The 11,939-nt window shown below is 35.3% G+C and carries 18 protein-coding genes and 1 pseudogene; 1 reads left to right on the top strand and 18 read right to left on the bottom strand.

The window, feature by feature from the left end; genetic code table 11:
* Nucleotides 1-46: 46 nt before the first annotated feature.
* The 8 genes and pseudogenes from MHI39_RS03080 to MHI39_RS03045 form a co-directional block, all read right to left on the bottom strand.
* Nucleotides 47-211 carry a hypothetical protein gene (locus tag MHI39_RS03080; RefSeq protein WP_342540664.1) on the bottom strand — a complete coding sequence of 55 codons (165 nt, stop codon included), beginning with the start codon at nt 209-211 and terminating at the stop codon, nt 47-49.
* A gap of 133 nt (nt 212-344) precedes the next feature.
* Nucleotides 345-725, bottom strand: a complete 381-nt coding sequence (locus MHI39_RS03075; protein WP_342540663.1) for a VOC family protein — start codon at nt 723-725, stop codon at nt 345-347.
* Nucleotides 726-929: 204 nt separating this feature from the next.
* Entirely contained in the window at nt 930-2,057 is a 1,128-nt protein-coding gene (gene dnaN, locus MHI39_RS03070; protein ID WP_058004124.1) for a DNA polymerase III subunit beta, read from the bottom strand.
* A gap of 263 nt (nt 2,058-2,320) precedes the next feature.
* Entirely contained in the window at nt 2,321-3,097 is a 777-nt protein-coding gene (locus tag MHI39_RS03065; RefSeq protein ID WP_342540662.1) for an SDR family oxidoreductase, read from the bottom strand.
* A gap of 97 nt (nt 3,098-3,194) precedes the next feature.
* Entirely contained in the window at nt 3,195-3,440 is a 246-nt protein-coding gene (locus MHI39_RS03060; protein ID WP_071975400.1) for a hypothetical protein, read from the bottom strand.
* Between the two features lie 21 nt (nt 3,441-3,461).
* Nucleotides 3,462-4,160 carry a class I SAM-dependent methyltransferase gene (locus tag MHI39_RS03055; RefSeq protein WP_342540661.1) on the bottom strand — a complete coding sequence of 233 codons (699 nt, stop codon included), beginning with the start codon at nt 4,158-4,160 and terminating at the stop codon, nt 3,462-3,464.
* Between the two features lie 30 nt (nt 4,161-4,190).
* Nucleotides 4,191-4,644, bottom strand: a pseudogene (locus MHI39_RS03050) (NUDIX domain-containing protein).
* A 10-nt stretch (nt 4,645-4,654) separates the two neighbouring features.
* The gene (locus tag MHI39_RS03045) at nt 4,655-5,143 is read right to left on the bottom strand and encodes a tetratricopeptide repeat protein (protein WP_058004121.1); all 489 of its coding nucleotides are present in this window, start codon (nt 5,141-5,143) and stop codon (nt 4,655-4,657) included.
* A gap of 66 nt (nt 5,144-5,209) precedes the next feature.
* Here MHI39_RS03045 and MHI39_RS03040 point away from each other — a divergent pair, with 66 nt between their 5' ends.
* Entirely contained in the window at nt 5,210-5,659 is a 450-nt protein-coding gene (locus tag MHI39_RS03040) for a DUF3888 domain-containing protein (RefSeq protein WP_342540660.1), read from the top strand.
* 84 nt (nt 5,660-5,743) lie between these two features.
* On the opposite strand, the gene MHI39_RS03035 is transcribed toward MHI39_RS03040, so the two are convergent.
* The 10 genes from MHI39_RS03035 to MHI39_RS02990 all read right to left on the bottom strand — a co-directional run bounded on the left by MHI39_RS03035 (nt 5,744) and on the right by MHI39_RS02990 (nt 11,901).
* Nucleotides 5,744-6,193 carry a GNAT family N-acetyltransferase gene (locus MHI39_RS03035; RefSeq protein WP_180213676.1) on the bottom strand — a complete coding sequence of 150 codons (450 nt, stop codon included), beginning with the start codon at nt 6,191-6,193 and terminating at the stop codon, nt 5,744-5,746.
* Between the two features lie 14 nt (nt 6,194-6,207).
* Nucleotides 6,208-6,465, bottom strand: a complete 258-nt coding sequence (locus tag MHI39_RS03030; protein ID WP_180213675.1) for a DnaA N-terminal domain-containing protein — start codon at nt 6,463-6,465, stop codon at nt 6,208-6,210.
* Between the two features lie 285 nt (nt 6,466-6,750).
* Nucleotides 6,751-7,623: a hypothetical protein gene (locus MHI39_RS03025; protein ID WP_342540659.1), complete on the bottom strand. Its 873-nt coding sequence runs from the start codon at nt 7,621-7,623 to the stop codon at nt 6,751-6,753.
* Nucleotides 7,624-7,644: 21 nt separating this feature from the next.
* Nucleotides 7,645-8,658 (bottom strand): S66 peptidase family protein, encoded by a 1,014-nt coding sequence (locus tag MHI39_RS03020; RefSeq protein WP_058004116.1) that lies wholly within the window; start codon nt 8,656-8,658, stop codon nt 7,645-7,647.
* A 142-nt stretch (nt 8,659-8,800) separates the two neighbouring features.
* Nucleotides 8,801-8,980, bottom strand: a complete 180-nt coding sequence (locus MHI39_RS03015; protein ID WP_058004115.1) for a hypothetical protein — start codon at nt 8,978-8,980, stop codon at nt 8,801-8,803.
* Between the two features lie 77 nt (nt 8,981-9,057).
* A complete protein-coding gene (locus MHI39_RS03010) occupies nt 9,058-9,483 on the bottom strand; it encodes an NUDIX hydrolase (protein WP_058004114.1) in 426 nt (141 codons plus the stop codon).
* A gap of 70 nt (nt 9,484-9,553) precedes the next feature.
* Nucleotides 9,554-9,934 carry a nucleoside 2-deoxyribosyltransferase gene (locus tag MHI39_RS03005; protein WP_058004113.1) on the bottom strand — a complete coding sequence of 127 codons (381 nt, stop codon included), beginning with the start codon at nt 9,932-9,934 and terminating at the stop codon, nt 9,554-9,556.
* 67 nt (nt 9,935-10,001) lie between these two features.
* Nucleotides 10,002-10,628: a class I SAM-dependent methyltransferase gene (locus MHI39_RS03000; protein WP_058004112.1), complete on the bottom strand. Its 627-nt coding sequence runs from the start codon at nt 10,626-10,628 to the stop codon at nt 10,002-10,004.
* 186 nt (nt 10,629-10,814) lie between these two features.
* Entirely contained in the window at nt 10,815-11,543 is a 729-nt protein-coding gene (locus tag MHI39_RS02995; RefSeq protein ID WP_058004111.1) for an MOSC domain-containing protein, read from the bottom strand.
* Between the two features lie 37 nt (nt 11,544-11,580).
* Nucleotides 11,581-11,901 (bottom strand): MazG-like family protein, encoded by a 321-nt coding sequence (locus tag MHI39_RS02990; RefSeq protein ID WP_058004110.1) that lies wholly within the window; start codon nt 11,899-11,901, stop codon nt 11,581-11,583.
* Between the last annotated feature and the right edge of the window lie 38 nt (nt 11,902-11,939).

The following is an 11,939-nucleotide window of genomic DNA, read 5'->3' as shown; positions in this document are numbered from 1 at the left end:
AATAGTTGAGCTTTTGCAAGAACAACAAACTATACGAAAACAACCTTTATTTCTTTTGAATGGTTCCAAATGCTGCACCTAAGGCAATACCAATGCCTAAACCTAAAGCAAGTTGATCGAAAAGTAATCCAAAAACTACTCCAAATGAAAGGCCCATTGCTATACCATAACTAAAGGAATGGTTTTGTTTCTTCTTTTTATCTTTCGTCAATTAAAAAACTCCCTTGATGAAAAATGATAGGATATTACTTCATACGGATGGACGATCAAATGGTTTCAATTTTCGTATGTTTGAACTACAAAAAAAGAGGCGATTCATCGCCCCTTCTACCTCTATTCATTATTCACTTTTTCTCCATTACCGCAAAGTAATTATTTTCATTATCAGCAAAGTTAAATACTTTACCTGTAGGTAGATGAACCATTTCCCCTACAGTAATCTGTTTCTCTTTAAGCTCTTTATATAATTGATCTACATCATTGGAGAAAAACATTAACGAAGGTGTACCCAGATTCATTTCCGGCTCCATCTTTGCAATGATTTCCTTATTATGTAGAATAATACTTGTTTCTGCCTCTTTAGTTGGTGCAAGCTCAAACCATTTCATTCCTTGACCATTATCTTGCTCAAAAACAATGACAAATCCTAACTTCTCTGTCCAAAATTTAACTGTTTCCTCTTGATTATTTACATATAGCATGATTTGACCGACTTGATTAATCATTTGCTTCTCCCCATTTCCTCTATCTCCGAATTTTTATTCCTATTTTTCACATACAAAGCAATGGTTAAACACTATCTGATTTTTTTCCTGTAGTACTTAACATTACATTCCCTTATTATACTTCCATATTTCCTTTGTTTAAAATAAATACTGGATTTTAAATGAACCATTTTCACTATTATAAAAAGCTTTATAATCATTGATCTAATAAGACCTCACCGGTGAAATTAAATGAAGCTGAGCGGAATTCCCGACAGGTTCAATTAAAATTGGTTTCATCGTTCCTCCAAAGCTTATTCTGATTTCCTCATCACTTATTGCCTTTAAAGCATCCATTAGGAATCGTCCATCTAATGAAATACTTAATTCATTAAAACCATCCATTGATATTATCGCTTGTGTCTCTTCGATCTTTCCTATTTCAGAAGCATTCGAAGAAATTTTCAACTTTTCCCCTTCGATACTTAAATGGACATTATTATTTCTCCATTCATTGGCGAATAGACAAGCGCGGTCAATACCTTGTAGGAATTGGTTTGTATTTATTATAATTTTTGTTTTACAATCTTTCGGTATAAGACCAGCTATATTAGGATATGCACCCTCGATTAGTCGAGAATAGAGAGTAGTAGCTTCAGATTTTACAATGAAATAATTGTCGGTAATATACAGATCTATGACACTCGATTCAAATTCGGAAAGCTTAATTAATTCATTCAGGCTAAATCTTGGGATGACCACTGAGCATTGAAGATTAGATTCGATTGACTGTTCACATAATGCTAAGCGATGAGAATTGGTCGCTGCACAAACTAGTTTATTAGGAGAGAAAGACATATTCACACCTGTTAGAATCGGTTTCATCTCATTTTGTGAAGCTGCAAAGGCAGTTCGTTTGATTGTATCGAACAATTTACTCCCTACCATTCTTATATGTCCTTCACCATTGAATACTGGTAGATTTGGATACTCCTCTGAATTTAATCCATTAATATTCGTTATTATTTCACGCGATTGAATGGTTACGACATTTTTATGATTCACTTTAATATGCAGATCATCAGGCATTTTTTTAACGATCTCGCTCAAAAACTTTGCGGGGACGACCACACTTCCTTCACTTTGAACCTGGATCATTTGCTTACCATCACGCATTAATGGGATATACTTTTCAATAATAATATCTGAATTACTACCGATTAAGATTACTCCATTTTCATCTACACTCATCTTAATTCCTGTCAAAATAGGAAACGGTGTTTTCGAGGAGACCGCTTTACTTACATCGACTATGGCTTGTTTTAAACTCTCTTTATTGATGAAAAACTCCATTTTGATAGTCCTCTCAATTTTGAATAGTATTCATCTATCAATTCGGCATGATTCGATAAAATTCCTGTTAAATATTTTCTATTCAGCCATAAAAAAAAGATTTACCCCATTGTAAGAGCAAATCTCCATTATCATGAACAACAATTATATTATCTATTTGAATAAGAATGTTCTTTAAATTTTATATCTATATCTGGCAATCCGCACATTTTATTTGTAGTGTGTAAATTAATTTCTATATAAGATCATGCGATTACCTCTAACTAATCCCAGAATCCTCCATCGGAATGAATAATTTGGCCTGTAATCCATCTAGCATTATCACTTGCAAGAAAAGCGATTAAGCGTGCAGCATCCTCAGGTTGTCCAATTCTTCCCATAGGAAACTTCGGTAATAGATACTCCTTAAGCTCAGGATTCATCCATCCCGTATCTGTTGGACCTGGGTCCACTGCATTCACTGTAATAGAGTGCTTAGCTAAATCAGGGGCAATCGATAAGGTAAAGGCAGAAATTGCTCCTTTCGTTGCTACATATGCTAAATTTCCAGGCTCAGGTGCTTTATCTTGACCAGAGATAAGGTTGACCACACTTCCACTCTGTTTGCCCTCGATTCTTTTTGCAAATTCAACCGTAAGCATACAAGTACCGCGAACATTCACTGCATAATGCAGGTCAAGCATCTCAGCTGTCATCGTTCGATAATCAACATCTACACTATAGGTTGCGTTATTTACTAAAATAGCGGGGAGCCCAAGTTGAGCTTCAACCTCATTTAAAAGGATGGAAGGAGCATCTGGCTTACTTATATCTAATTCCATAGAACCCACTCGTCTGCCCATTTCTTTTATTTGCCGTTCTAGTTCTTTAGGGAAATCCATTTCCGGAATATAATAATCCATCTTTTGATCATATGGAAGGAGGTGGGTAAAAAATATATCTGCTCCACTTTTTGCAAGTTCTAAACAAATAGCCGCACCAATTCCTTCCCTTCGACTAGCTCCGGTAACGATAGCAATTTTTCCATGTAATTGGTCCATTTAATTTCTTACCCCTTTGTTAATCTTTTTATCCTCTGTAACAATTTGTTTTTTTGTTAAATGATGTCGAAATAGAAAACGTATTAGTTAAATAAATTTAGAGAAAGTATTGTTTAAATAAGTTAAATAAAATAATGATTCCGCCAATGATCATAAATGAGATTCCAAGAAAATATGGGGCTAAACCATTAATCTGATCAAGTATTGTTGCAAGCTTACCGGGAGGATCACCCCATCCAGTTAGATGTGGCACATAAATCGCAAACGCAAGGTGCATCATTCCAAATAAGAAAACACCAGCTAAAAACAAGATATAGCCAAATATTTGTACATCTTTTCTCAATGTATCTGTCCCCCTGTATATCTATCTTTTCCTAACAACAAAGGTCACTGCATTGGTTTTCATTAAAATATCATTCTCATTTCTTTGAATCTTGTATTCGAGTGGTTTTACCTGCATTGTAAGCTCATCCCATTTAGAGTATGTGTCTCTCAATTTCTCTAGCAAATGATCCGTTGAAAGATTAACCTCCATCATTGGTTCTAACTTCTTACCACTTTTAATATCTATCTCTTGGACATTTGAATTTACGACTAAACAGTTGATTCCTCCTCGTATTGTTCCTTTCACCATTCGATTTAGAACAAGATCCAAGCATTCTTCCGAGTCAACATGCTCTAAACTCGATACAGCGACAATATAATGAAACGCACATTTTTGAATTTCAAAGGAAGCAATATCTTCTTTTATCGGATAAATCTTATCTTCTACCCCAAATCTTTGACTATAAAGGCTCAACTTTTGTATAGCAGAATCAAGTATATCGACGCAAACCACTTTCCCTTTGTCTAGTTTTTGAGCCATCGGAATGCTATTTCTTCCTATTCCACTACCCAGGTCGAGAATCTTTACCTCTTCGACCCCCTCTAAAAATTCCATATAATCCAACACTGTTTTAACTGGTTTATGTAACCATGATCCTTCAGTAAATAATGAATATTGGTCATAGCAATAATCGTGATAGTTCTTTTCTGCTTCCCGTATACTTTTGATTCTATCCATTGATAGTCCCCTATATTTATAAAATTTCACTCATAAGCATTGTTCTTTATTTAATTTCATGTTCTCCTTTAATAAACAATGAGCATGTTGGATATTTCTCCTCAAATAATCAGGCAATTCCTCATTTGTTACAATTTGTTCAGTAGTCAGCCAAAGAATGCCATCCACTTCTTCCGGACTTTTGGCATATGCCTCACCAGATACATGCTCACATAAAAAAAACGATATCCACTACATGTTCTCCCATATCCGTTAAAAAAGAGGAGCTATTCACATAACCGTGGATTTTTACCTTTATACCCACTTCCTCTTCAATTTCTCGGTGCAATGTTCTTTCTAATATGTCAAATGAAGGTCCCTCTCTATCCACCTTGCCCCCAACTAATGATAATTCTCCCCCTGCATGTTCTTCCAACATACTTCGCTCAATCAAAAGCCATTTCCCATCCTTAAAAATGGCACCTTCTACATTAACAATAAACATACACTTCCCCCTATTTCCAAACTTCATCTAATTTATCCGAATAAAATTCCAATGCTTTTTTATATTCAAGAATATTTGTATCCACAGTTGTTTCTACTAAATTCCTCAAAAGAATTTCCATTGCATGATGATGCTCATTCAAATTGTATAAAGTCAATGCATAGAATACTTGAATTGCACGGTTATTTGGAAATTGCTCAATTCCCTTTGTCAGAATTTCCTTCGATTTTTCGTATTGTCCTAATGTACGATAGGTGCTACCTAATCCTAATAGAGCACCTTCTAATGCTTCATCTTGAAGTCCCAGTGAAATCGCTCTTGTATAGTAAGGAACCGCTTCACTTTCTTTCCCCATCACATCAAAGCTCCATGCACATTGATAATTCACCATCGGATTATCTGGTTCATGTTCAGCTAGTTGGATTAACATTTCGTTGGATTCCTTGAGATGTCCTTCCTTTCTCAAAAGCAAGGCTTGATCCATTAGATTCATTTCCATTCCCCCTATTAATTTTCTATGTATATTCAAAATTCCTTTGGAAACATTAATTTCGAGGTGATATATATGAAAAAATTCACAATACTATTCTTGGTATTTTTCCTTATCGGAAGCGGTTCAATGGGGGTCAATGCAGAGACACTTAAACCTGCCAAGAAAACGAAGATTAATGTAACAACGGAAAACATTTTTGTCGATTTAGTCACTCCCTATGTAACAGAAGCAGTTAAGAAGGAACATGGAAATAAGGCAACATGGAAGTCGGAAGGTGTAAAGCATCTTTCAATCAATAATGACCACACGGTGGATCCACCTAAAAGCTGGTATGAGGTAAGACTGAATATTTTAGTTCACGACAATGAGAAAAATGAAAACCATTCGGATACTGTGATAGTAAAAATTGATACAAACACATACCTAGGAAGTTCTCTTCAAAAAGATATCAACCTGGAAAATGTATCAATCGAGGTTAAGCAATACATTCATGGTGAACAAAATGAAAAGCAAATGAATTAGGATTTTATAAAAGGCACGGATTCGTCTCAAATCGCCTATTGTATACGAAACCGCTGCCTTTTTTCTACGAACTAATAAAGCATGCTAAAAGCTGATCTCATAATTTAACCATTCCGAATTTGTTTGTTTTCCGCCCATTTTCTCATATAATGACTGAGCATGGTAATTATCATGTGCTGTCTCCCAAGTCATTGCCGCATAGCCGTGATTCTTCGAAAATGTTAAGCTTTCTTTAAATAACTGTTCTCCCACCTTTTTCCCTCTAGCGTCTGGAGCAACAAACAAATCATTTAATATTGCTATTTCCTTTACCCTTGTCGTACTAAACGTAAAATATAGAGTGGAAAAACCAATTAGCTTTCCATCCTCTTCAGCAACAAATTGAATTCCTCTTTCAGGATGTATGAATAAAAGATTGATCAGTTCTCGTACATCCTTCTCATCTGGACGAGGCCGTCTGTAAAAATCAACAATATATTGATACATTAAAGGGATTAAAGCATCTACATCCTTTTCATTCACTCTGCGTATCATATCTAGACTCCTTCTTATTCTTGAGAATTCTCTTCATAGGATATTTTCACTTTATCAATTGTAGGGAGTACCTTTTTCACTGCACTTTTTACTTCTTGTAGAAAATGCTTCCTCATCCAATCTGCCGCAAACTCGTTTGTTGCATAAATCACCATTTCTGATTTATCAATATTATGTATTCTTGCATGCTTAAACCATGTCTTTAAAGCATTGGGCTCAATCGATAATTTTAATTCTTCCATTACTTCCTGCCATAATGCATCATTCTCCATCTGCACTTCCCTCACTTATATTCTCATCTTCGATAGATATGAATCGAGTTAGCTCCCCAAGACTTTATTAAATGATCAAGGGAAATAATCTGCCATCCGTTAAATATTGACTGTCCGTCTTTCTAATGCTCTTTTCACATACATTGTTTTTTACGCATATAGCTTGAATCCTGAATTGAGTAGGCTACGTGCTCTTTTCTACATCCTATACTTTACTTGATAGCGGATAACACTCGTAAAAATCCTAAAGCCCATTTTTACTTTATTAGAAATAGTAACAAAGTTTTAGAAAAGAGCTTTATTAAAGAAATAGTCTCTCCCTAAATAAAAGGTTGTATGGATCATCTGACCATTCTCGTCTTGCCAAATCAAAATATCCTTTGGATTTAAATGATTCATAGAAGTGGTTACTTCTTTATATCCTCTCCATTCTAATCCTAGTTGAAATGTTTCAGGATGAATCCATTGATTAATCAGCCATTGGCATTTTTGTCGATTTTCGGTTGCTGCAGCTAACACTGCCGCAAAGCAATTGGGGCCATTTTCTTTAGAGAAACGATTAAAGTACGGTATTATATGTTGAAATTGATTGACTACTTTTTGAACTTCCATATTCATTGGCGTAGAGTTGGTTGTATATAATTCTGCCAATTTAATTAATAACTCTCTTTTAAAGGAACCTGGCAAGAGAGTCCACATCTGCCTTTGAAACGCAAGATATCGCTGTTGATCCTGAAGTATATAGGGTTCAATGATGCCCTCTATTTCTTTTTGCATCATACGTGATTGGCTTTGAAATACAGGTTCTATTAGTTCCCAGTCAAAAATAAGCCCTCTACCAAATGCTTGCTGAGTCTTTAAAATATCCTGCTGCTTTCTCCTATCAATCATTGGAAATAGATTTTCTGGGACCACACAAACGTAGTTTGCTTCGTTAGAGATCTGCCACATTTCATAGCTATTAATCATATCAATGGTTTGATAAGAATTATGTTTTTTAAACTCTTCTCGAGGGATCACAAGGCTATGCTCAGGCATGTATTCTTTTACTTCCTCTAGTGTGGGAAAGTAAAATAAATCATATTCAGGCACTACCTTCTTCTCCCAAGCTTGGATGATATCATCCTCTATATCCATCATTCTCTCCGCGTTTACCATAACTCTCCCGCCTTTAGAGCCTTATTTAAAATATTGCCTAATTGTTCCTTTTCCATCTGCTACTTTAACCTCTGCAAATGCACCATTAATGAGTGTGATTTGTGGTGGAACATGACCACAGTCGATATCATAAATAATTGGAATTTGTAGCTCATGTTCAAGTTCCTTATACACATCTATCGCTGTATAATTATCAACTGGTTGATTTGCTGGGCTACGGCCAAGCATAATCCCCGCAGCTTGATCAAACCAACCCGCTAATTTCATCTGAACTAAGGATCGGCGTAAATCAGCTGTATTTAACTCGCAATTTTCCAAATACCATAGAATCGGCTCTTCATTTATATAGTTCTTCCTAAAGTTCTGGACATCCCCAAATGGTGTACCAATTAAGTGCCTAATCACATCGATACATCCACCAAGTAATCTTCCTTGAATATGAACACTTTCCCTATCGAGTGTTTTCCATTCAGTTTGTTCTGTTAAATGATAAACACATGGTGAAGGTTGATCATGTCGCCATGCTTTCTGATATTTCTCAGATGATGATTGAAGAACAGAGGCACCTTCTTTAGTAGCTAATACTGTTTGCCACATTGCTGTAGTTGGATCGGAATACTCTCCTCGTAAATCAACGAGGTTTACTCCATGAGCAGTTGCAATCCCTGTCTTTAATGTAATTGCCAACAGCAACACACTTACATCTGAGTATCCGAGTATCCATTTTTCTTTCATATTATCAAAATCAATTTTTTCAAGAATCTCAATTAATAATTCTCCTCCCCAAGGAGGAATAATCAAATCAATCTTTTCATCAGCGATCATTTGATTCAATTCATTCGCTCTTTTTCTAGCAGGGGCAGATTTCGCCTTATCCTGTGTCCAAACCGTATCACCACAAATGATATTGAAACCATATTCCTCCATACGTGTGCAGGCCTGTTTGAACATATTATGCAATTCAACATTGATTCCAGAAGAAGGGGCAGTAACACCGATGGTTGCATTTTTGTCTAATAATGGATATCTAATCATCATTCTTCCTCCTCTATCTTCGTGTTTCCCTGTTAATGATTGACCTTTTAATGAGTGGAATGAAAGGACTTGTTAGTCTTCATCCAAATTTTATTAGTTAAAAATATTACCTAAATAGTAGTAATATTTGAAACAAGAACCTTTAATAAAGACCAACTATCCAAAACATAAATAAGCCTATAAAAATAAAGCTAAGTGTAGCACCAAGTATAATCTGATTTTGACAAGCTTTTTCTTCTTTTATTTTCTTTATTAGAGTAACTAAATTCAAAAACCATAGCATTCCAATCAAGGGTAAAAAAAAGAATAGTAATAAGTCCATAAATTCTCCCTCATATAGATCATTACAGCTTAGTTATAATTATTTATTCGACACAAATAAGTTCGAAACCTTTATTGTTAAATAATTCCTTTATTTATGTAGGAAATGGATGTATTCTTTTTGAGAAGATCCTTTGTTTCCGGTATACCGATGTATTTTTGCGCCAGTTCCAAGTCCATCCATACCACTTCTTCAATTTCATCAGGATAAGAAATTTCAATTTCTCCACCAATCCATTTCCCTCTAAAATGAAAAAAGACTGCATGATGTCCTCTGGCTTTAAAGAATGCTTCATGAATTCCTACTATTCCATTGACTTCTACTTCTAAACCCGTTTCCTCTTTTACTTCTCTAATTGCCCCCTCAACGAGAGTTTCTCCAGATTCAACTGCACCACCTGGAAGAGTATAGTAGGATGATTGTTCCCCTTTATTTTTTACCATTAATACTTTATTCTCCTGCTCATCATACAGAAGAACATATGCCACATCTACTCGTTTCATCGTAACTCTCCTTTATCTTAAGTAAGTAGTTTTCCATTATAATTGCTGATCCTTATCAACACTGTTGAATCTATGAAATTACGCGATTAACCAACTCTTCGATTGATCCAATGACCTTTTCTACTTCTGGTAAATGATAAAAAGTGCTTGTTACATGAGGTTGATTGATATCTGAAGTTGGTGAATAAAGGTAGATCTTTTTTTCTTGGCCAAGCGCCAGCCCCAATTCAATATGTGTTCCTTTCCCTCCTGGTAAAAGAACAATGACCGTATCCGCCTCTAAAACTGCTTCTTTTTCTTTTTGACCTATCTCTCTTAATTCTTCAATAGTTGATATATGCTCATTTTTCGTCCAATCATAAGTATGAATATGCCCTTTCTCTTTTAACTGGTTGGCAACATCCCTTACTACTTCTTTATTTTTCAAACCTGAAGCGATATAAAATTTCATTCTTCTCTTTCCTCTCCTAAAAGTAGAAAAAGGAGATGAGTCGTCCATCTCCTTTTTCACATTTGTACTAAACCGAAAGAATAAATACACCACCACAATGGGAAATAGGGTGAAATTCACACTGACATAACTCTTTTAAAGATGAAATAATTTCATCGGCCACGAAATAAAATTCATCATCGTCCCAATATGCTAAGCTATCTATTTTACATTGTTCGAGGGATTGTCTTGTCTGGAACGAAATATCGCCAATATAAATTTTTCCCTCTTTCTTTAATAAAGGCAGCAAGCTTTTAATGAATTCTATTTTTTTCTCGTCCGTTAAGTGGTGTAACGCATACGTACTTATGATTGAATCATATTTCTTCCCGTTTAACTGTTCAGGTAGACCTTCTGTAAAATCAAATTCTATTAAATGAGCAGACGGCATTTTTAATTGTGCAATTTCAATCATTTTATTAGAAAAATCAATTCCAGTAATTTCATGTCCATTTTCATATAATTTATTGGTTAATACTCCCGTCCCAAATCCGATATCTAAGACAGACTGATTTCCACTTTGCATCACTTCATTAAATATCGTATTTAAGATGATTTTGTATCCAGCAAATGGATACAGATTACTTTCTTCACTTAATTGAACAGTTTGATCATAATCGTTTGCCCATAAATCGAACCCAAGTTTATTTAACAAGAATGCTCCTCCTCATATACCGAGCATTCCTCTTTAGAATGCTCGATTAGCTATTTAATTCTCCTAAATATAAATGGTGATTATTCTCTAAGTGCTTCATCACGTATCCCACCTTTCTTATACTATTATCTATAATATCCCAATTTTCTTTACATTGGAATTATTTATTTCAAATCCCATTTGGTGTTAATCAAGTAGATGAACCTCATCACCTATCTGTAAATCCCCTGTTTTTATGACAGATGCATAAACACCAAAATGATTATTTCGATTTTTCACTATCGTTTTCAGCAAAGAAGAATTTCTTTCCGCATTTTCAGGATTTACTGTAATAATCATGCATCTTTCACAATGCCTTTTTAGTTGAAGTTCAACTGCACTTCCAATCTTCATTCTTTTTCCAAACCATTTTTCTTCGATAAATGGAGTTTTTTCCTTTAATGATAGGAGTAAATTGGGACGAAACCTCCGATAATCCACCTCTGTTTCTCCCCATAATTGCTCCAATGCAGCTAAAGAGGCATCCGTAACTAGCTGTATATTCTCCTCTTCAATCGCCCCCACTGGGACATGTGTCGGACTATATTGAACAAGAGAAACCATTCGTTTCGATTTGTTTTGTATTTCTTGAGTAAGATTCTCGTCTCCCCAATGAAGAATCTCTCCAGTAGGCGTTGTAATTTCGACTTTAGGATACTCATCCAACTTTTCTGTCCCTATAAATCTCGCTTTATATTGAGCCATTTCTGGGAATTGCGTAATAGTCAGGTACTTATCGCGCCTTGTTTCATCTTTAAAGGCATGGCTACGATCCCCATACAAACCATATTCCATGATTTTTGTCTTTGCCACATTCTCTCCCTGAAAGGATTTTATAGGATAACGAACAATTTCTGCGATATGACCGATTAACATGTCACTCCCCCTTAATATACTAACTTTATACTCCTTCCTAATTACGAGAATAACGTTCAGATAACTTCTGTTTATGAGCATGAAATACTTTTTCTAGAGGAATATCGTACTTATTCGCAATAACAATGATATTCCCTAAAACATCTCCTAGTTCTTCCGTTAACTCTTGCTTATTCTCTTCATAAGAACCATCCACCTCATCTGGTCGATCTCTCCCAATCTCTAGGGCTCGGATCGCTCGTGCAACCTCACCTGTTTCTTCTGCTAAAAAGCCAATTCGAATAAAAATATCTAATTCTGACCATCCCCTGCTATCATAATAATCCTTGACCCATTGTTGAAATTCAGTAACATCCATTTTTTCCCTCCATTTCAATACCTTAAGTTTAACAAAAT

It is taken from the genome of Heyndrickxia sp. FSL K6-6286, assembly GCF_038630395.1.
In the GTDB taxonomy this organism is placed as follows: Bacteria; Bacillota; Bacilli; order Bacillales; family Bacillaceae_C; genus Heyndrickxia; species Heyndrickxia oleronia.
This window is presented reverse-complemented; position numbering and strand designations above follow the sequence as displayed.